Source organism: Nocardia yamanashiensis NBRC 100130 (assembly GCF_001613325.1).
GTDB classification, from domain to species: domain Bacteria; phylum Actinomycetota; class Actinomycetes; order Mycobacteriales; family Mycobacteriaceae; genus Nocardia; species Nocardia yamanashiensis.
This window is the reverse complement of sequence record NZ_BDCD01000034.1, coordinates 34,735-54,247: the sequence shown is the minus strand read 5'-3', so window position 1 is coordinate 54,247 and position 19,513 is coordinate 34,735. Positions and strand designations below refer to the sequence as shown.

Sequence of the window (19,513 nt, the reverse complement as noted above, 5' to 3'; positions counted from 1 at the left end):
GGCCGAGGGCGGCACGAGCCCGGAGTTCCGTTTCCCGGTCCTCGAATCCGGTGGCGACGGCGAGCAGTCGTCGCAGCGCGCCGGCGAGCTGCCCGGATTGCGGCGAGGGGTCGACGGCCTCGCTGATCAGCATGGCCACATCCACGCTGGACGGCGCCAGGGCCGGATGGTCGGCGGCGACCTGCCGGTACAGGGCGATCAGCGCGGTGCGTTCGGCGTCCAGCCAAGCGTGCGCGTCCGCTTCGGATTCGATGGCGGCGCCGGGATGCTCGGTCGCCGGGACATAATCGAGCCGATGCCCCGGATAGCGCAGCGCGACAATATTTTTCGCGGTCGCCAGGTAATAGTCCAGCAGGCGCGACAGTACCCGCACCCGGTCCAGCTCCGGATCGACCGTGCGCGCGTACAGGCGCAGCAGGTCGTGATACCCGTAACGATCGATTCCCGTGGATTGCAGCAGCCCGAGGTCGACCAAGGACTCACAGACCTGGGCGGCGGCCCCGATGTCCGTCCCCAGTATCGCCGCGGCGGCGGCGACCGACAGCTCGGGCGCGGCGGGGACCGCCAATTCCGCGAAGGCCCGTGCCGTCGCGGGCGGCAGGTCCCGGTATCCGAAGGCGAAGCAGGCGTCGACGGCGAGATCGCCGCACCGTAACTCCGAGAGCCGATTCCGCTCGTCGGCCAGCCGTCGCGCCGCCTCGGCGATACTCCATCGCGGTCGCACCGCGAGCCGCGCGCCGATGATCCGGATGGCCAGCGGCAGCCGTCCGCACGCCGCGATCACCGCGTCGACGGACTCCGATTCGGCGGCTGCGCGTTCTGCACCGACGATGCCCGCCATGAGGTTTCGCGCCTCATCGGTGGACAGCAGATCCAGCTGGCGGTGGGTGGCGCCCGGCAGCGGCAGTACCGCACGGCTGGTGACCAGGACCGCACAACCGGGTCCGCTCGGCAGCAGCGGCGTCACTTGATCCAGCGTGCCCGCATTGTCCAGCACGATGAGCAGGCGCCGGTCCGCCGACAGGCTGCGCAATAGGGCGGCGCGTTCGGGCTCGGTGGGTGGAATGTCGCTGTCCGGGATGGCTAGCGCGCGCAGGAAGCCGCCCAGCACACCGACGGGTTCGGCGGGCCGGTCGTCGACGCCGCGCAGGTCGGCGTAGAGCTGACCGTCCGGGAAGCGGTCTCGGATCGTCAGGGCGACGCGGGTGGCCAGGGTCGTCTTGCCGACTCCGCCCATGCCGGTGACAACCACCACCGGTGGGGCGAATCCGGTCGGAGTCAGGGCGGTGCCGAGTTCTGTCAGCAGCGTCTCGCGTCCGGTGAAATCGGCTATCCCTCTGGGTAATTGCGCGGGTCGTATGCCGTCGCGCAAGTCACCGTGCGTGCCGTGCCATCCCGCCCGCCCGGCCTCCGATGGCATCGGCATCGGCATCGGCATCGGCTGCGGCTGCGGCTGCGGCTGCGGCTGCGGCTGCGGCTGCGGCTGCGGCTGCGGGGATACAGGTAGCAGGGGCGGGAGTTCGTCGTCGAGGATTCGCCGGTGCAGCTCGGTCAGTTCGGGCCCGGGTTCGATGCCGAGTTCATCGATCAGCAGCCGACGGGTGTCGGTGTAGACGGCGAGGGCTTCGCTGCGACGGCCGGAGCGGTACAGGGCCGTCATCCACAGGGCACGCAAGCGTTCCCGGAGCGGGAATTCGGCACTCGCGGAGGCTATCTCGCCGATCACCCGGGCGTGACGGGACAGCTGCAGGTCGGTGTCGAGGCGAGCTTCGAGCAGGTTTACCCGCAGCTCGGACAGGCGTCGGCGATGATCGGTCGCGGCCGGGCCGGGCACCCCCGCCAAGGGTTCGCCGTGCCACAGCGACAGCGCCTCGGTCAGCAGGATGTGAGCATGTTCGAAATCTTGTGCAGCTCTGGCATTCTCGGCGGATTCGGCGAGCGCCTGCACGCGGAAAGCGTCGATGGAGTCGCGCCCCACGCGAAGTTCATAGCCGTCGCCGACCGACACGAGCACGGAGGGCGCGGTCCGCGGGGCGCGATCCGGCTCGACGAGCTTGCGCAGCAGCAGCGCGTGGGAGCGAAGGGAAGCGATGGGGTCGCCTGGAAGTTCCTCACCCCAGACCGCATCGACCAGCTGCGCCGCGGTGAGCGGGCGACCACCCGCGAAAAGGAGCGCGGCGAGCACGGCCTGGGTGCGCAGCCGCCCGGACGCCAAGGTCAGCGGGCCGCGCCGGACGGTGACGCGGCCCAGCACCGTAAAGCTCAGTTCCGCGGGATCCATCGGCTTCTCTCGGTAAAAACATGGGATCAGCCGATCTTATGCGGGAGGTTCAGCTCACCCGCGCGACGAGGTCCTTGACGGCGAACACGACATACAGGCCGGCCCCGTACAGCAGGACCAACATCCATTTGGCGAAACGCCGGGTCTCGGGCCAAGCGGGAGGGTTTCGATTCGTCATGCCCGGAACCGTAGGTAGCGTCCCTCACCAGCCAATTCCCCCGAATGAACACCCGATCAACGCCGCTGGTCAGCGAACCGCAGCGGCCTGGCCCTCACCGGGAGAGCCCGTCCGTATCCGGGACCTTGCCGACCCAAGCCCAACCGGCTTGTATAGCGATGCCCATGAGCTGCCGTCGCGCACTGCAGGACCGTGGTGAAGTACCCTCCCCCGCAATGCATCCCATATGCGAATGCATGAGCGCCTCCACACTCCGTGAATACTTCAGCGCGGCGACGTCCTCCGGGAAGCGTTCGTGCTTGATCTGCGAAACGATGTAAGGCATTGCGTCACCAGCCCGCTCGATGGCGGCCGTGATGCCAGCGTCCGGCTCCGCCTGAGGCGGGGACGTAGAGGTGCCCTTCGCCTTCGATATACGCGAGTCGGAGAAATCGGGCGTCCCGACCGTTTGGAATTCCAGCGAAACCCCAAATCGACAGGGCCAGTAGCGAGACTGCAAGAACGACCAATACGCATGTTTCCCAAGACATTTCGATCACCCCGACCTGGTTGTGGCGGACTCGAAGACTTCTCCAGTAGACACCTCCGGGACCTTTCATGAAACGCACACGCTGCATATTGCTCCGAAATACACTGGAATTACACGGTGACTCATTTCACGCTGAAGCAACCCGAATAGCGAGGCTAACGAAATGGTCGGATCCACCATTCCCCGAAGGGGTTTCGGTCGTTTTCTCCGCTCCCTCCGGGAGAACGCCCACAAGAGCATGCTGGCGGCGGGGCTCGCGATCGACGTGTCCTCGCCGACGATCATGCGATTGGAAGACGGTCTGCCGTCGAAGATTTCGACGCCGCAGATCGAGAAGCTGCTCGACCTCTACCAGGTGTCGGCCCAAGAGCGTTCCGATGCGCTGGAGATGTGGGCGGTCGTCAAGCAGCAGACCAAGCTGGCGAAGGCGCAGGGCCGGGGAAAGGGCTGGTGGCAGGGGTACAGCGACCTGTACGACTCGTTCTTCGATCACTATCTGCGCCTCGAGGCCGCGGCGAACCACATGACATCCCATCAGCTCGTATTGATGCCCGGCATCCTGCAATCTCCCGAATACCGGCGCGCGTTGATCGGGACGAGAGCACCCGGCCTGTCGGCGGTGGATACCGAACGCCTGCTGGAACTTTCGGCGCGCAGGCAGGAGCGCCTCACCGAAGACGGCTTCGGCTTGGACGCGCTGATCTCGGAGTCGGCCCTGCTGCATCAGCCGGGCGGCCCGCTCGTCCTCGCCGAACAGCTGCGCCAGATCGCCGAGATCGGCGAGCGTCCCAATATCTCGATCCGGGTAGTGCCGCACGGGGTCGGTAGCCATCCCGGGCTGGTGATCCAATCATTCACCCTGCTCGACTTCCCGCCCACGAGCAGCCGGCTCACCGAGCCTCCCGTGGTGTACACCGAGGGCGCGGAAGGTGCGCTCTACCTGGAGCGCGAGGACGTGATCAACCGCTACAGGGAGGCTGTCACGGGAATCCAGGCAGTAGCGTTGAGTGAAGGCGACACCCGGGATCTGGTGTCGAAGATGGCGAAGGAGTACACCCCGTGATCAGCCAGTCGCCAGCGGGTAAGTGGTTCAAGTCTTCTCGGTCCCCGACCGCGAACGAGTGCGTCGAGGTCTGTCACGAGTCCGAACGGACCGGCGTGCGCGACAGCAAGCAGCCCGGCGGGCCCGAGCTGTTCTTCTCCCCCGAGGAGTGGGCCGGGTTCGTCCGCTTCGTCAGCGAGTAGGCCCGAGACCCTCTCGCATGTAGGTGAGACGCACGGCGATGTTCGCGGGGACCGGGGATTGACAAACTGAATTCACCTTCAAGACAACGAAATTCGAAAGGTGAATGCAATGCGAATCGCAATCTTCGGAGCTACCGGGACCGTCGGCCGCAAGGTCACCGAGCAGGCTTTGCAGGCCGGGCACGAGGTCACCATTCTCACTCGGTCGGCGGGCAATTCGACTGTGTCGCATCCGAATCTGACGGTCGTCGTCGGTGATGTGCTCGATCCTTCGGCGGTCGAGCAGACCGTGCTCGGGCAGGACGCCGTGATCGTCACGCTGGGTGCGGGGCGCAAGGGGGTGCTGCGGGCCGAAGGGACCAAGACGGTCATCCAGGCCATGGAGCGGACCGGGGTGAAGCGGCTGGTGTGCATGTCCTCGCTGGGCGTGGGCGATTCCCGGGGGAACCTGAACTTCCTGTGGAAGTACATCCTGTTCGGCATGCTGCTGCGGCAAGCGTACGCCGACCACGGGGTGCAGGAAACCTATGTGCAGGCCAGCGATCTGGACTGGACCATCGTGCGGCCGGCCGCGTTCACCGACGATCCGGCCACCGGCGGCTACCACCGGGATGTGCCGGCCGGTGCCAAGGGCTTGACGCTGAAGATCTCCCGGGCCGATGTCGCCGCGTTCCTGCTGGAGCAGGTCAGCGACGCCACCTACCTGCGCCGCACCCCCGGCATCTCGAATTGAGCCGGATCAGGCGTGGGAGTGGGCATCGCCCCAGGACGGGAAGGGATCCGGGTACCGCAGCCAGGACTGCGGCCCGGATGCCAGCTCGGCATCGGTGAGCAGGGCCGAATTCAGCAGGTCGCGGACGTGCGGACGGTCCAGGTGGACGCCGATGAAAACGATCTCCTGCCCGGGTTCCATATCCAGGGCGGTCCAGTAGGCGGCCGGTTCGAAAGTCAGATTGGGGCCGGCCTGCGACCAGAGCGCGGCCAGGTCGGGACGGCTGGCCAGCCAGAAGAAACCCTTGGAACGCAGCAGGCGCTGCATTTGCGCGAGGGCATTGTTCAGACGTTCGGGATGGAACGGGCGGTCGGCGGTGAAAGTGATGCTGCTGATGCCGTATTCCTCGGTTTCAGGCGTGTGGCCGCCCGCCAGTTCCTCGTCCCAGCCCTCGAATTGGGCGGCGATATCGGGGTTGTAGAGGCCGGTGCCGAGGATGTGCTCCAGATCCACCACGCCGTGCGCGGATCGCACGATGCGGGCGTTCGGGTTCAAGCGGCGGATCGTCGCCTCCACGCTGCCCGCCGCGTTCGCGCTCACCAGGTCGGTCTTGTTGAGCACCAGCACATTCGCGAACTCCACCTGATCCACCAGTAGATCGGCGATGGTGCGGGCATCCCCGTCGCCCGCCTGCATGTTGCGTTCGGCCAGCGCCTGACCCTTCACCACTTCCACCAGGAAGGTGGAGGCGTCGACCACCGTCACCATGGTGTCGAGTTTCGCGATCTCGCCCAGTTTGAAGCCGTCCTCGAATTCCCATTCGAAGGTGGCGGCGACCGGCATGGGTTCGGAGATACCGGTGGATTCGATGACCAGATGGTCGAAGCGGCCCTCGCGCGCCAGCTTCCCGACCGATTCGATGAGGTCCTCGCGCAGCGTGCAGCAGATGCAGCCGTTGGTGAGTTCGACGAGTTTCTCCTCGGTGCGATCCAGGTGACCCTGGCCGGCGACGAGCGCGGCATCGATGTTCACCTCGCTCATGTCGTTCACGATGACCGCCACGCGGCGGCCTTCGCGATTGGCGAGCAGGTGGTTGAGCAGGGTGGTTTTGCCCGCGCCGAGGAAGCCGGAGAGCACGGTCACGGGCAGCGGGGCGGGGCGCTGGGCTGAGGTCATACCGTAATGATAATGGTTTTCATTAACTGAAGAGTTCGCGGGTCACCAGGCCGGGGCCGGACGGCTCCCGCAGGCCCGGGACACACAGGTCACACCGGCCGCCCGGCCGCGTAGGGTCACGGGCGTGGAACTGCTACCGCTCACCCCCAATGGGCAGACGCCCGTACGCGCGCTGACGATCGCCGGAACCGATTCCGGTGGCGGCGCGGGCATTCAAGCCGACTCGCGCACCATGGCGCTGTGCGGCGTGCACGCGTGCGTCGCGGTCGCCGCAGTGACGGTGCAGAACACCCTGGGCGTCAGCGGTTTTCACGAGATCCCGCCGCAGATCGTCGCCGATCAGGTGCGCACCGTGGTGAGCGATATCGGCATCGGAGCCGCCAAGACCGGCATGCTGGCCTCCACCGCCATCATCGAAGCCGTCGCGCAGGTGTGCCGGGAGGTCGGCATCGGACGCGACGGAACCATTCCGCTGGTGGTGGACCCGGTAGCGGCCTCCATGCACGGCGATCCCCTGCTGCACGCCGAAGCCCTGGACGCGGTGCGCCACACCCTGATTCCCCTCGCCACCGTCGTCACCCCCAACCTCGACGAGGTCCGCCTCATCACCGGCATCACCGTCGTCGACGACGCCAGCGCCCGCAAAGCCGCCGAAGCCCTGCACGCCCTCGGCCCGCGCTGGGCCATCGTCAAGGGCGGCCACCTGCGCACCTCCGAACAGAGCACCGACCTGCTCTTCGACGGCGAAACCTTCCACGAACTCCCCGCCCGCCGCCTCGCCACCGGCAACGACCACGGCGGCGGCGACACCCTCGCCGCCGCCATCTGCTGCGCCCTCGCCCACGGCTACACCGTCCCGGACGCAGTCGCCTTCGCCAAGGAATGGACCTTCCGCTGCCTGGAAGCCTCCTACGATCTGGGCGCCGGCCACGGCCCGGTCTCGCCGCTGTGGCGACTGCACCTCGGAGCGCGGTAGCCCGCTGCTCGCAATCGCCGGAACGGGCGATGGCGTGAACGCCTCCCAGTAACCTCCCAGGGAAGGTCCAGGTCGGCTGGAGCGTGGTCGTCGAAGTTGGACACCATGATCGATACAGCGATCGCCGTGGGGGCGGCGGAATCAGTGGAGGCAGTGACCGCGCCCATTGTGGATATTGTGGTGCCGGTCTACAACGAGGAACAGGATCTGGGGCCGTGCGTGCGGAGATTGCACGCGTTCCTGAGTACGAGTTTTCCGTTCTCGGCGCGAATCACGGTGGCGGACAACGCATCCACCGATGACACACTCGCGGTGGCGCGGATCCTCGCGGGCGAGCTGGACGGGGTGCAGGTGGTGCACCTGGATCGCAAGGGGCGCGGGCGGGCGTTGCGGGAAGTGTGGCAGCGGTCGGATGCGCAGGTCGTGGCGTACATGGACGTGGATCTGTCGACGGATCTGAACGCGCTGCTGCCGTTGGTGGCGCCGCTGGTTTCGGGGCATTCGGATCTCGCCATCGGCACTCGGCTGGCGTCGTCGGCGCGGGTGGTGCGCGGGCCGAAGCGGGAGATCATCTCGCGGTGCTACAACCTGATCTTGCGGACCTCGTTGCAGGCGCGATTCACGGACGCGCAGTGCGGGTTCAAGGCCATGCGCGGGCCGGTGGCGAAACTGGTGCTGCCGCTGGTCGAGGACGGGGAATGGTTCTTCGACACCGAGCTGCTGGTGCTGGCCGAGCGGATCGGGCTGCGGATTCACGAAGTGCCGGTGGATTGGATCGACGATCCGGACAGCCGGGTGGATATCGTCGATACCGCGCGGAAGGATCTGCGCGGGATCTGGCGGGTGGGGCGGGCGCTGGCTTCCGGGCGATTGCCGATCAATGAACTGCGGGCCGCGATCGGGAGGGAGCCGCTGGTGGAAGGCGTGCCGCTCGGGATGGTCGGGCAGCTGGTTCGATTCGGCATCGTCGGCGTTGTTTCCACGCTCGCCTATCTGGCGCTCTATGTTGCGCTGCAAGGGATTACGGGCGCCCAGGTCGCCAACTTCCTGGCCCTGCTGATCACCGCCATCGGCAATACCGCGGCCAACCGGGCCTTCACCTTCGGGGTGCGCGGGTCCACGCGGGCGGTCTCGCATCACTTCCAAGGATTGGTGATCTTCGGGGTCGGGCTGGCACTCACCAGTGGATCGCTGTTCGTGCTGCATCACTGGGCTCCGGAGGCCGAAGTGCATCTGGAACTGCTGTTCCTGGTGCTCGCGAACCTGCTCGCCACCCTGCTGCGATTCGTCGGCCTGCGCTGGGTATTCCGGCAGGCCGGAGCGCCGGAAGTCCGGAATGCGCCCGCCGCCGCGGAAGGAGCGGCGGAATGACCGCGACATTGACCGAACCGCCGCAGACCTCGCCACCCGCCGCTACCGATGCGACCGGCATGAGGGGCCGGCCGCGCTGGGAGTTGCCCGCGCTGGCGGCGCTGCTCGTCGCGACCACCGTCGCCTACCTGTGGAATCTGTCCGCCAACGGCTGGGCCAATTCGTTCTATTCCGCTGCGGTGCAGGCCGGTTCGGTGTCGTGGAAGGCGTTCTTCTTCGGCTCCTCCGATGCGGCTAATTCCATCACCGTGGACAAGACGCCGCTGTCGCTGTGGCCGATGGAGCTGTCGGTCCGGGTGTTCGGGCTGTCCTCGTGGGCAATGCTGCTGCCGCAGGTGCTGTTGGGGGTGGCGTCCGTCGCCCTGCTGTGGGCGACCGTGCGGCGCAATTTCGGCGCGGCCGCCGGACTGCTCGCCGGGCTGGTGCTCGCCGTGACACCCGTTGCAGCGCTGATGTTCCGGTTCAACAATCCCGACGCCATGCTGGTGTCCCTGATGGTCGCGGCGGCCTGGGCGATGACGCGGGCCGTGGCGGACGGGCGCTGGCGGTGGCTGGTGCTCACGGGGTTGTTCATCGGATTGGGGTTCCTGGCAAAGCAATTGCAGGTGCTGCTGGTGGTGCCGGCGCTGGCATTGACCTATCTGATCGCCGGGCCGCCGAAGCTGGGCAAGCGCATCGCGCAATTGTTCGCGGCGGGTGGGGCGATGATCCTCGGCGCGGGCTGGTGGGTACTCATCGCCGAGCTTTGGCCGGTGTCCGACCGACCGTATTTCGGTGGTTCACAGAACAATTCGATCATCGAACTGACCCTCGGCTACAACGGGCTGGGGCGGCTCAACGGTGAAGAACACGGCAGCGTCGGACCCGGCGGCGATATGCCCACCGGCGGCAACGGCATGTGGGGCAGCACCGGCATCACGCGCCTGTTCGAACCCGCCCAGGGTGGTCAGATCGCCTGGTTGATCCCGGCGGCACTGATCCTGCTCGCCGCCGCACTCCTGTTGCGCGGCAAGGCTCCTCGCACCGATGCGCGCCGCGCCTCCTTCCTCCTCTGGGGCGGGTGGCTGGTCGTCACCGGCCTGGTGTTCTCGTTCATGAAGGGGATCTTCCACCAGTACTACACCGTCGCCTTGGCTCCGGCCGTCGCCGTGGTCACCGCGACCGGCGCGGTCCTGCTCTGGCGCGAACGCGATCGAGCCTGGGTCCGCATCGCCCTCGCGGCGGCGCTCGCGGCCACCACCGCGACCGCATGGATGCTGCTGTCCCGCAGCAGCTCCTACCTGCCGTGGCTGCGCTGGACAGTACTCGTCGCGGGCATTCTCGGCACCGTCGCCCTGCTCGTGAAGCTCCCACGCAAAGCCGCCGTCGCGGCAGCCTGCACGGCGGTAATCGTCGGGCTCGCCGGACCGGTGGCCTACGTCGGCCAAACCCTCACCGCAAGTCACGAAGGCCCGATCCCCAGTGCGGGCCCCAGCGTCGGGCACGGGTTCGGCCCCGGCGGCGGGCGGTGGCCGAGCGGCGACACCACCGACGGCCGCAATGGCGGCGCACGCCCCGACGGCGGTCCCAGGAACGGAAGCAACCAGAACGGCGGCAACGGAATCGGCGGCAGCTCGACCGGCGGCAAACCCGGCGGCGGGACCATCCCAGGTGGAGCCCCCGACGGCAGCAAAACCGGCGGCGGGATGATGGGCGGCGGCCCGGTCGGCGGCGTCATGGGCGCGAGCAAACCCAGCGACCAAGTGACCGCGCTACTGAAGGACGGCGGCACCGACTACACCTGGGTCGCCGCCACCGTCAGCTCCAACAGCGCGGCCGGCTTCCAGCTCGCCACGCAATTGCCGGTAATGCCCGTCGGCGGCTTCAACGGCAGCGACCCCTCCCCCACCCTCGCGCAATTCCAGCAGTACGTGGCGGACAAGAAGATCCACTACTTCATCACCGGCAGCTCGGAGAGCGAAGACGGCGGCTTCGGCCGGTCCAGCACCAGCACCAGCGGCCAAATCGCCAGCTGGGTAAAGGAGCACTTCGCCTCCCAGGAGGTGGACGGCGTCACCCTCTACGACCTGACAACTCCCCTCTCCTGATTCACCAAGACCATCCGGTGGAAGCCGCCTTCCACCGGATGGTCCGGTCCTACCCTGAAACAAGCACCGGACCAGCGAGTTTCAGGCAGTAACCATGACCCCTCCCATGCCGCTCAGCGACGAACACCGAGAAGCCTTCTGGCGCACCGTCGGCTGGCGACCGGACCTCCCGGACCAGGAGCGCGAACGCATCGAGCGTTGCTGGGACGACCAATCCATCGAACTGGCAGAGGCTTTCGGCTTCTGAAGGAACCCTGGCGGTGACACCATTTCTTCCGGCAGGCGCCGAGGCGGGCCAATTCCTAAGATCTAGGGATTGATTCGCGTGTCGTCACGGGGGTGTCGTCGCAATGACCGAGCCAGAACAAAGCCCCGATTCCGGTTCCGCGCAGTCGCCGTGGGCGCGGCCCGGCGCCGAGCCCGAGTACGCGATCCAGATCGGGCCGCCCGCCTATGCCGAGGTGCCAAGCACCGGGAAGGCGGCCGGAGCGCGGTTTTCGAAGCGAAAGGTGGCCTTGATCCTGGGAGCGGTCGGTGCACTCGTGGTGGCGGCGGGGACGGCGGTGGTGGCAGGAACGTGGAGTTCGGACCGGACCACCACTGCCGCAGGCACTTCCGGGAGCAGGGTGGCGGGTGGGTTCGATGAGCCGGCGTCCATCGATCCGTGTTCGTTCGTGGAACCGTCGATGTTCACCGGGATCGCGGAGAGGGATTCGGGTGGTGATTTCGCGATAGGGATCGAGCCGGACAGTTTTTCCGGGTGCACCGTGAAGTTGGGGCTGCCGGGTGGTGCGCGGTCCGCCGTGACGGCGAAGTTCGATATCGCGCGGTTTCCGGCGGAATTTTTGTCCCGCAATACCGATATCCCGATGGTTCAGCGCGGGCCGGTGCAGGTCGCCGCTGTCGAGTTGGGCGGGTCCGGCAAGTGTGTGCAGCTCATCATGCGGGCCGACGGGGTCGGCGTGACCTTGGAGGTGACGTCGAAGGCGCAGGATTCGGCCGAAACACTTTGCCGGGTAAGGGATGTCATCACCGATGCGGCGGTGGCGGCATTCACCGGCAATACCGCGAAGCGCTTGGTCTATCCATCCGATTCGGTGGGCGGACGGGACCTGTGCGGGATGTTGAACGACGCCGAGCTGCGGGCCTCGACGGGTGCGGCGACCGCCCGTGCCGCAAGCGATTCGATCGCCTATCACTGCCGGTGGGAGGCGGACGGCAGCAGGATCGATCTGCATGCCACATTGATGCCGCGATCGATGCCGGGGGCGAAGGGCGACACCGAGACCATCGCGGGGCGCAGGACGATAGTGGACGATGATCACGCCGGACGGTGCCAGCTGACGCTCACCGGGCGGACCTGGGATCCGTGGCTCGGGGCCCACTACGAATACAAGGCCGACGGCGACACTTCGCGATTCACCGAGCAGATCACGATGACCGTCTACCAGGGCGTCGGCGCGTGCGATACGGCGAAAGCGCTGGCCGCGACGGCGTGGCCGAAGCTGCCGCACAGCTGATTCAGCGCGGGGCGTTCAATGCCGTGTGCAGGGTGGCGGCCCACTGCTGGACGATGTCCTTGCGGCGCAGGGAATCGTCGGTGAGGACGTCGGCGAGGCCGAGGCCGCGGGCCATGTCGAGGGTGGCTTGGACCAGGTGATGCGCCACCGGGTCCTTGTCGTCCACGCCCAGGGCTTCGACGGCCAGGCGGTGCTGGGTGCGGCCGAAGTGGGCTTCCAGGGGGACGATTCGCTCGCGCAGGACCGGGTCGGCGGAGGCGTGGGTCCAGACCTGGAGGGCGGCTTTGAAGAAGGGCGTGGTGTAGCCCTCGACCAGGGAGGAGACGACGGCTTCGGTGCGGCCGACGCCTTCGGCGATCTGGTCGAGGGACTGCGCCTCGGTCATGGCCTGCACCATGCGGGTTTCGAACATGTACTCGAGGGCGGCGGTGATCAGGTCCTCGCGGGTGGGGAAGTGATGCTGGGCCGCGCCTCGCGACACCCCGGCGCGTTCGGCGACGACGGCCACCGTGGCGGCCGCCCAGCCGTTCTCGGCCAGGCAGTCGATGGTCGCCTCCAGCAGCCGCTGCCGGGTGGCCCGGCTGCGGTCCTGCTTGGGTTCGTGGGGTGTCGCCATGGTTGCCTATTCTGCCCAGCTGGGCGGGCGGCGCTGCATGAAGGCCGTGATGCCCTCGATGACCTCGGGGGTGCCGAAGAAGCTCGCGGAACGTTTGGCCAGGTCCTCGGCGGAACGGTCGAACGCGGCGAGCAGGTCGGCATTGACGAGCTGCTTGGCCTCGGCCAGGCCCTGCGGCGCGCCCTTGCGCAGTTCACCGCACAGGCGGGCGGTCTCGGCGACCGGATCGTCGGCGGCGACGGTGATGAGGCCGATGCGTTCGGCTTCGGCGGCGTCGAAGGTCTCGCCGGTCTGGAAGTAGCGGGCGGCCGAGCGGCCGGTCATGCGCGGCAGCAGGGTCAGCGAGATCATGAACGGGGCCAGGCCGATCCGGACCTCGGTGAGGGCGAAGCTGCTGTTGCGGCCGGCGATCACCAGATCGCAGGCGGCGATGATGCCCATGCCGCCCGCGCGCACATTGCCGTCGACCTGTGCCAGTACCGGCTTCGGCATGGCGATGATGTCGCGCAGCACCGAGATCATCCAGCGGGTACGGATATCGGCGGCGGCGGCCGGGTCGGCGTCCACCGCCTCCTTGAGGTCCGCGCCCGCGCAGAAGGTATTGCCGGTGTGGGTGAGCACCACCCCGCGCACCGCGTCGTCGGCCGCCGCCCGGGCCAGGCCGTCGAGCAGTTCGGTGACCAGGCGCGAGGACAGGGCATTGCGATTGTGCGGGGAGTCCAGGGTCAGCACCGCGAACCCGTCGCGCACCTCGTAGCGCACGTACGGTGCGTCGGCGGCGGCTGTGTCGGTCATCGAATACTCCTGCTGCTGTGCGGATTTCACGTTCGGGAGGGACGGGTGGCGGTGGCCGCGCACCACCGCCACCCGGCGGCCCAGGTCAGTACGACCGGGGCAGGCCCAGCGAGTGCTGGGAGACGAAGTTGAGGATCATCTCGCGCGATACCGGGGCCACCCGGGCGATGCGGGAGGCGGCGAGCATGCCCGCCAGGCCCACATCGGAGGTGAGGCCGGAACCGCCGTGGGTCTGGATCGCCTGATCGAGGGCCTTGATACTGGCTTCCGCCGCAGCGTATTTCGCCATATTGGCGGCCTCGGCGGCGCCGAAGTCGTCACCGCTGTCGTAGAGGAACGCGGCCTTCTGCATCATCACCTTGGCGAGTTCCAGCTCGATCTTCACCTGGGCCAGCGGATGCGAAATGCCCTGGTGCGCACCGATCGGCACGCCCTTCCACACCGCGCGCTCCTTGGCGTACTGCACGGCGCGATCGATGGCGTAGCGGCCCATGCCGACCGCCATGGCCGCACCCATGATGCGCTCCGGGTTCAGCCCCGCGAACAGCTGCGCGATGGCGGCGTCCTCCTGGCCGACCAGGGCGGTGGCGGGCAGGCGCACGTCATCGAGGAACAGCGTGTACTGGTTGTCCGGTTCGATGATGTCCATCTCCTGCTTCGTCTTCACGAAGCCGGGGGCATCGGTGGGGACGATGAACAGGGCGGGCTGCAGGTTGCCGGTCTTGGCGTTCTCGGTGCGCGCCACGATCAGCACCGCCTCGGCCTGATCCACGCCGGAGATGAAGATCTTGCGTCCGGTGAGGATCCAGTCCTCGCCGTCGCGGCGGGCGGTGGTGGTGATCTTGTGCGAGTTGGAGCCGGCGTCCGGCTCGGTGATGCCGAAGACCATCTTGCCGGAACCGTCGGCCAGCTTGGTCAGCCAGTGCTGCTTCTGCGCGTCGGTGCCGTACTTGGTGATGATGGTGCCGCAGATGGCCGGCGAGACCACCATGAGCAGCAGCCCGCAGCCCTGCGCGGCGAGTTCTTCCTGCACCAGCGCGAGTTCGTAGATGCCCGCGCCACCGCCGCCGTACTCCTCGGGCAGGTTCACGCCCAGGAAGCCGAGTTTGCCCGCCTCGTCCCACAATTCGTCGAACGGCTCGTTGCGGCGCGCCTTCGGGCCCGCGTAATCCTTGAAGTTGTATTTGGCGGCGAGCTTCGCGACGGCGGCCCGCAGCGCCTTCTGTTCGTCGGTTTCGATGAAGCTCATGACCTACTCCTGATTGTCGTTCGAAGCCGCGGCGGATTCGTCGGTTTGCACGATGGCGAGCACCGCACCCACTTCGACCTGCTGTCCGGCGGTCACATTGAGTTCGGTGAGGATGCCCGCGGCGGGGGCGGCGATGGTGTGCTCCATCTTCATGGCCTCCAGCCACAGAATGGGCTGGCCCTTCTCGACCCGGCTGCCGGCCTCGGCGCCGAGCCGGATGACCGCGCCCGGCATGGGCGCCAGCAGCGAGCCCTCGGCCACCTGGTCGGCCGGATCCTCGAAGCGCGGCAGCCGGCGCACCGCGACCGGGCCGAGCGGGGAATCGACGGCCACCAGATCGCCGTAGCGGGCGATGCGGAAGGCGCGGCGCACCTTGCCGCGCTCCCCCGGCACCAGCAGGGTGACGGAATCCGGTGTGGCATCGAGCAATTCGAGACCCTCGAAGCCGTCCACCTCCAGCCCGGCGCGGGTGAGGCGGTAGCGCACCTCGTGCTTGCCGGTCAGGCGGCTGTCATAGGACTTGGTCTGGGACTGCGACGGCAGATTGCGCCAGCCGGAGGGCAGCCCGCCGCCGACCCGGGCCGAGCGCCGGTTGGCGGCGGCGTCGGCGAGCGCGGCGGCCACGATGGACAGCTTCTCGTCCGCCTCGGAAATCAAAGGCGCGGAGAGCTTTTCCAGATCGTGGGTGGCAAAGAAGGCGGTGTCGGTGTCCCCCGCCAGGAACGCCGGATGCCGCAGCACCCGCACCAGCAGATCACGGTTGGTGACCAGGCCGTGAATCTGGGCGCGCTGCAAGGCCGAGGCCAGCAGATGCGCTGCCTCGTCACGGGTTTCGGCGAAGGAGATGACCTTCGACAGCATCGGGTCGTAGTGCACGCCGACCACGGAACCGTCCACCACGCCGGTGTCCAGGCGCACGCCCGGTTCGGTCAGCACGGTGAATTCGCCCGCGGTACCCGGGATGTCGAGCTTGTGCACCGGACCGGACTGCGGCTGCCAGTCGTGCGCCGGATCCTCGGCGTACAACCGCACCTCGATGGAATGCCCGCGCATCTCTGGCTGCTTCGCGGGCAGCGGGCGACCCGCGGCCACCTGCAACTGCAACCGCACCAGATCCAGGCCGGTGACCTGCTCGGTGACCGGATGTTCCACCTGCAGACGGGTGTTCATCTCCAGGAAGAAGAAGTCGCCCTTCTCGTCGGCCAGGAATTCGACGGTGCCCGCACCCTCGTACCCGATGGCCTCGGACGCCAGCTTGGCGGCCTCGAACAGCCGCGCCCGCATCCCGTCGATCTTCTCGACCAGCGGGGAAGGCGCCTCCTCCACCACCTTCTGATGGCGGCGCTGAATCGAGCACTCGCGTTCGCCGACCGCCCACACGGTGCCGTGGGTATCGGCCATGACCTGCACCTCGATATGACGGCCGGTCTCCAGGTAGCGCTCGCAGAAAACGGTGGGATCGCCGAAGGCGGAAGCGGATTCGCGCTGCGCGGCCTCGATCTGATCGTTCAGGTCGGCCAGTTCGCGCACCACGCGCATACCGCGACCGCCACCACCGGCGGACGCCTTGATCAGCACCGGCAGCATGTCGGCGGTGACCTCGGCGGGGTCCAGCTGCTTGAGCACGGGCACGCCCGCCGCGTCCATCATCTTCTTGGACTCGACCTTGGAGCCCATCTGCTCGATGGCGGCGACCGGCGGGCCGATCCAGGTCAGCCCGGCTTCCTGCACGGCCTTGGCGAATTCGGCGTTCTCGGAGAGGAATCCGTAACCGGGGTGAATCGCGTCGGCGCCGGCGGCCAGCGCGGCCTCGATGATCAGATCGCTGCGCAGGTAGGTCTCGCCGGGCGTATTGCCCGGAAGGCGAATGGCCGCATCGGCTTCCGCCACGTGCGGGGCGTTCGCATCGGCATCCGAGTACACGGCGGTGGTGGCGATGCCCATGCGGCGACAGGTCGCGAACACCCGCCGTGCGATCTCGCCACGGTTGGCGACCAGAACATTGGTGATTTCCATATCTGGCCTCACATCCGGAAGACGCCGAAGCCCTCGGCGCCCTTGATCGGGGAATTGTGAATGGCGGACAGGGCCATTCCCAAGACCGTGCGGGTGTCGCGGGGATCGATGACGCCGTCGTCGTACAGGCGGCCCGACATGAACATGGGCAGCGATTCGGCCTCGATCTGCGCCTCGATCATGGCGCGCAGCCCGGCGTCCTGCTCCTCGTTGAACGGAATCCCGCGCGCCTCGTTGGCGGCCCGGCCCACGATGGAGATGACGCCCGCCAGCTGCGCACCGCCCATGACGGCGGATTTGGCGCTGGGCCAGGCGAATACGAAGCGCGGATCGTAGGCGCGACCGCACATGCCGTAGTGACCGGCGCCGTAGGAGGCGCCCATGAGCAGCGAGATGTGCGGCACCTTCGAATTCGACACCGCGTTGATCATCTGCGCGCCGTGCTTGATGATGCCCTTCTGCTCGTACTCCTTGCCGACCATGTACCCGGTGGTGTTGTGCAGGAACAACAGTGGCGTGTTCGACTGGTTGGCCAGCTGGATGAACTGGGTGGCCTTCTGCGCTTCCTCGCTGAACAGCACGCCGCGGGCATTGGCGAGAATGCCGACCGGGTAGCCGTGCAGCTCCGCCCAGCCGGTGACCAGGCTGGAACCGTACAGCGGCTTGAACTCGTCGAAGTCCGAACCGTCCACCACGCGGGCGATGACCTCGCGCGGATCGAACGGGATCTTGAGGTCGGTCGGCACGATGCCGAGCAGTTCCTCCTGGTCGTAGAGCGGCTCGATGATCTCTTCGAGCGGCCGCCCCGCCGGGCCCTGCTTCTGCCAGTTCAGGCGCTTGACGATATTGCGGCCGAGCCGGATCGCGTCCTGCTCGTCCACGGCCAGGTAGTCGGCGAGACCCGAAGTGCGGGCGTGCATTTCCGCGCCGCCCAGGGATTCGTCGTCGGACTCCTCACCGGTGGCCATCTTGACCAGCGGCGGGCCGCCCAGGAACACCTTGGACCGGTCCTTGATCATGACCGTGTAGTCCGACATGCCGGGGATGTACGCGCCGCCCGCGGTGGAATTGCCGAAAACCAGTGCGATGGTGGGAATTCCGGCCGCCGACAGCCGAGTCAGGTCACGGAACATGCGCCCGCCGGGGACGAACACCTCTTTCTGCGTGGGCAGATCCGCGCCGCCGGACTCCACCAGGCCGATCACCGGCAGGCGGTTCTCCAGTGCGATGTCGTTCATGCGCAGGGTCTTGCGCAGCGTCCACGGGTTGGAGGTGCCGCCGCGCACCGTCGGATCGGGCGCGGTGATCATGCATTCGACGCCCTCGACGATGCCGATGCCCGCGATGACGCTCGCGCCCACATGGAAGTCGCTGCCCCAGCCGGCCAGCGGGGCCAGCTCCAGGAACGGCGAATCCTCGTCCAGCAGCAGTTCGATGCGCTCGCGAGCGGTCAGCTTGCCGCGCTTGCGATGCCGCGCCATCTTGTCGGGTCCGCCGCCCGCGATGTTCTTGGCGTACTCGGCCTCGACCTCGGTCAGCTTGGCGGTCATGGCTTCGGCGGCCGCCCGATAGTCGGCCGAATTCGGGTCTACGGTGCTACGCAGAGTGGTCAAGACTGGAACCCCAATCGCTTGGCCGCGAGGCTGGTCAGGATCTCGTTGGTGCCGCCGCCGATGCCGAGGATGCGCACATCCCGGTAGTGGCGCTCGACCTCGGACTCACGCATGTAGCCGAGGCCGCCGAACAGCTGCACCGCCTGGTGGGCGACCCATTCCGCGGTTTCCACGGCGGTGTTCTTGGCGAAGCACACCTCGGCGATCAGATCGGTTTCGCCGTGTGCGGCGCGCTCCACCACATGGTGGGTGTAGACGCGGGCCACATCGATGCGGCGCGCCATCTCCGAGAGGGTGTTCTGCACGGCCTGGCGGGAGATGAGCGGGCGGCCGAAGGTCTCGCGGTCGCGGACCCACTGCAGGGTGAGGTCCAGGCAGCGCTGGGCGTGGCCGTACGCCTGGGCGGCGAGGCCGACGCGCTCGCTCACGAAAGCCTGGGCGATCTGGGCGAATCCGGAGTTCTCCGGGCCGACCAGGTTCGAAACCGGCACGCGCACATCGATATACGACAGCTCGGCGGTGTCGGAGCACAGCCAGCCCATCTTCTCCAGCTTGCGGGAGACCGTGAAACCGGGCGTGCCCTTCTCGACCACCAGCAGCGAAACACCGGCCGCGCCCGGGCCGCCCGTGCGCACGGCGGTCACCACGTAGTCGGCGCGCACGCCGGAGGTGATGAAGGTCTTGGAGCCGTTGACGATGAACTCGTCGCCGTCACGCACCGCGGTGGTGCGCAAGTGACCGACATCGGAACCGCCGCCGGGCTCGGTGATGGCCAGCGAACCGATCTTCTCGCCCGCCAGAGTCGGCTTCACCCAGCGCTCGATGTGCTCCGGGTTGCCCGACGCGACAATGTGCGGGACCGCGATGCCGCAGGTGAACAGCGAGGCGAACAGACCGCCCGAACCACCCGCGTAATGCATTTCCTCGCACACGATGGCGGCGTCGATGCCGTCGCCGCCGGAACCGCCGACAGCCTCCGGGAACTGGATGCCGAGCAGGCCCAGCGCGCCCGCCTTCTTGTGCAGATCGCGCGGCAGCTCGCCCTCGCGCTCCCAGCCGTCCAGGTTGGGAAGTACTTCCCGCTCCACGAAACCCCGTACGGTGGCGCGCAATTCACGCCGCTCAGGGGTGGTCCACGGGTTCACATAT

The 19,513-nt window shown here is 67.6% G+C and carries 17 protein-coding genes; 8 read left to right on the top strand and 9 right to left on the bottom strand.

Annotated elements, in window-relative coordinates; all coding sequences use genetic code 11:
* Both NY1_RS33910 and NY1_RS45235 read right to left on the bottom strand, forming a co-directional pair.
* A partial coding sequence (locus NY1_RS33910; RefSeq protein ID WP_067721245.1) for an AfsR/SARP family transcriptional regulator occupies positions 1-2,281 on the bottom strand: 2,281 nt, incomplete at its 3' end.
* Positions 2,282-2,330: 49 nt separating this feature from the next.
* Positions 2,331-2,459: a hypothetical protein gene (locus NY1_RS45235; RefSeq protein ID WP_267888480.1), complete on the bottom strand. Its 129-nt coding sequence runs from the start codon at positions 2,457-2,459 to the stop codon at positions 2,331-2,333.
* Between the two features lie 692 nt (positions 2,460-3,151).
* Here NY1_RS45235 and NY1_RS33900 point away from each other — a divergent pair.
* From NY1_RS33900 to NY1_RS33890, 3 genes are all read left to right on the top strand, one after another.
* Complete coding sequence (locus NY1_RS33900; RefSeq protein WP_084535869.1) at positions 3,152-4,051, top strand: helix-turn-helix domain-containing protein; 900 nt, start codon at positions 3,152-3,154, stop codon at positions 4,049-4,051.
* On the top strand, positions 4,048-4,233 hold the full coding sequence (locus tag NY1_RS33895; protein ID WP_369690464.1) for a DUF397 domain-containing protein: 186 nt from the start codon (positions 4,048-4,050) through the stop codon (positions 4,231-4,233). Before NY1_RS33900 ends, NY1_RS33895 begins: the two co-directional genes overlap by 4 nt.
* A 109-nt stretch (positions 4,234-4,342) precedes the next feature.
* On the top strand, positions 4,343-4,966 hold the full coding sequence (locus tag NY1_RS33890; RefSeq protein ID WP_067721242.1) for an NAD(P)-dependent oxidoreductase: 624 nt from the start codon (positions 4,343-4,345) through the stop codon (positions 4,964-4,966).
* Positions 4,967-4,972: 6 nt separating this feature from the next.
* Here the strand turns inward: NY1_RS33890 and NY1_RS33885 are convergent, their stop codons facing one another.
* Entirely contained in the window at positions 4,973-6,121 is a 1,149-nt protein-coding gene (locus NY1_RS33885) for a GTP-binding protein (protein ID WP_067721241.1), read from the bottom strand.
* Between the two features lie 124 nt (positions 6,122-6,245).
* Between NY1_RS33885 and thiD the strand changes: the two genes are divergently transcribed.
* The 5 genes from thiD (at position 6,246) to NY1_RS33865 (ending at position 12,075) form a co-directional block, all read left to right on the top strand.
* Positions 6,246-7,097: a bifunctional hydroxymethylpyrimidine kinase/phosphomethylpyrimidine kinase gene (gene thiD / locus NY1_RS33880; protein WP_067721240.1), complete on the top strand. Its 852-nt coding sequence runs from the start codon at positions 6,246-6,248 to the stop codon at positions 7,095-7,097.
* Between the two features lie 105 nt (positions 7,098-7,202).
* Positions 7,203-8,468 carry a bifunctional glycosyltransferase family 2/GtrA family protein gene (locus NY1_RS33875; RefSeq protein ID WP_067721239.1) on the top strand — a complete coding sequence of 422 codons (1,266 nt, stop codon included), beginning with the start codon at positions 7,203-7,205 and terminating at the stop codon, positions 8,466-8,468.
* The gene (locus tag NY1_RS33870; RefSeq protein WP_067721238.1) at positions 8,465-10,555 is read left to right on the top strand and encodes an ArnT family glycosyltransferase; all 2,091 of its coding nucleotides are present in this window, start codon (positions 8,465-8,467) and stop codon (positions 10,553-10,555) included. Before NY1_RS33875 ends, NY1_RS33870 begins: the two co-directional genes overlap by 4 nt.
* A gap of 94 nt (positions 10,556-10,649) precedes the next feature.
* Positions 10,650-10,802, top strand: coding sequence for a hypothetical protein (locus NY1_RS43875; protein WP_169815440.1), 153 nt, complete (start codon positions 10,650-10,652; stop codon positions 10,800-10,802).
* A 103-nt stretch (positions 10,803-10,905) separates the two neighbouring features.
* Complete coding sequence (locus NY1_RS33865) at positions 10,906-12,075, top strand: hypothetical protein (protein WP_067721237.1); 1,170 nt, start codon at positions 10,906-10,908, stop codon at positions 12,073-12,075.
* A gap of 1 nt (position 12,076) precedes the next feature.
* Here the strand turns inward: NY1_RS33865 and NY1_RS33860 are convergent, their stop codons facing one another.
* The 6 genes from NY1_RS33860 to NY1_RS33835 form a co-directional block, all read right to left on the bottom strand.
* Entirely contained in the window at positions 12,077-12,691 is a 615-nt protein-coding gene (locus NY1_RS33860) for a TetR/AcrR family transcriptional regulator (RefSeq protein WP_067721236.1), read from the bottom strand.
* Between the two features lie 6 nt (positions 12,692-12,697).
* Entirely contained in the window at positions 12,698-13,486 is a 789-nt protein-coding gene (locus NY1_RS33855) for an enoyl-CoA hydratase family protein (RefSeq protein ID WP_067721249.1), read from the bottom strand.
* Positions 13,487-13,571: 85 nt separating this feature from the next.
* A complete protein-coding gene (locus NY1_RS33850) occupies positions 13,572-14,735 on the bottom strand; it encodes an acyl-CoA dehydrogenase family protein (RefSeq protein WP_067721235.1) in 1,164 nt (387 codons plus the stop codon).
* A gap of 3 nt (positions 14,736-14,738) precedes the next feature.
* On the bottom strand, positions 14,739-16,751 hold the full coding sequence (locus tag NY1_RS33845) for an acetyl/propionyl/methylcrotonyl-CoA carboxylase subunit alpha (protein WP_067721234.1): 2,013 nt from the start codon (positions 16,749-16,751) through the stop codon (positions 14,739-14,741).
* A gap of 8 nt (positions 16,752-16,759) precedes the next feature.
* Positions 16,760-18,364, bottom strand: a complete 1,605-nt coding sequence (locus NY1_RS33840) for an acyl-CoA carboxylase subunit beta (RefSeq protein ID WP_067721233.1) — start codon at positions 18,362-18,364, stop codon at positions 16,760-16,762.
* Entirely contained in the window at positions 18,361-19,509 is a 1,149-nt protein-coding gene (locus tag NY1_RS33835) for an acyl-CoA dehydrogenase family protein (protein ID WP_067721248.1), read from the bottom strand. Before NY1_RS33835 ends, NY1_RS33840 begins: the two co-directional genes overlap by 4 nt.
* Positions 19,510-19,513: the final 4 nt, after the last annotated feature.

Bases quoted from the DNA above. Each gene is read 5' to 3' on its own strand.
- NY1_RS33855 (WP_067721249.1), bottom strand. From the start codon at position 13,486: ATGACCGACACAGCCGCCGCCGACGCACCGTACGTGCGCTACGAGGTG.
- NY1_RS33865 (WP_067721237.1), top strand. From the start codon at position 10,906: ATGACCGAGCCAGAACAAAGCCCCGATTCCGGTTCCGCGCAGTCGCCG.
- NY1_RS33900 (WP_084535869.1), top strand. From the start codon at position 3,152: ATGGTCGGATCCACCATTCCCCGAAGGGGTTTCGGTCGTTTTCTCCGC.
- NY1_RS33870 (WP_067721238.1), top strand. From the start codon at position 8,465: ATGACCGCGACATTGACCGAACCGCCGCAGACCTCGCCACCCGCCGCT.
- NY1_RS43875 (WP_169815440.1), top strand. From the start codon at position 10,650: ATGACCCCTCCCATGCCGCTCAGCGACGAACACCGAGAAGCCTTCTGG.
- NY1_RS45235 (WP_267888480.1), bottom strand. From the start codon at position 2,459: ATGACGAATCGAAACCCTCCCGCTTGGCCCGAGACCCGGCGTTTCGCC.
- NY1_RS33845 (WP_067721234.1), bottom strand. From the start codon at position 16,751: ATGGAAATCACCAATGTTCTGGTCGCCAACCGTGGCGAGATCGCACGG.
- NY1_RS33890 (WP_067721242.1), top strand. From the start codon at position 4,343: ATGCGAATCGCAATCTTCGGAGCTACCGGGACCGTCGGCCGCAAGGTC.
- NY1_RS33860 (WP_067721236.1), bottom strand. From the start codon at position 12,691: ATGGCGACACCCCACGAACCCAAGCAGGACCGCAGCCGGGCCACCCGG.
- NY1_RS33875 (WP_067721239.1), top strand. From the start codon at position 7,203: ATGATCGATACAGCGATCGCCGTGGGGGCGGCGGAATCAGTGGAGGCA.
- NY1_RS33850 (WP_067721235.1), bottom strand. From the start codon at position 14,735: ATGAGCTTCATCGAAACCGACGAACAGAAGGCGCTGCGGGCCGCCGTC.
- NY1_RS33885 (WP_067721241.1), bottom strand. From the start codon at position 6,121: ATGACCTCAGCCCAGCGCCCCGCCCCGCTGCCCGTGACCGTGCTCTCC.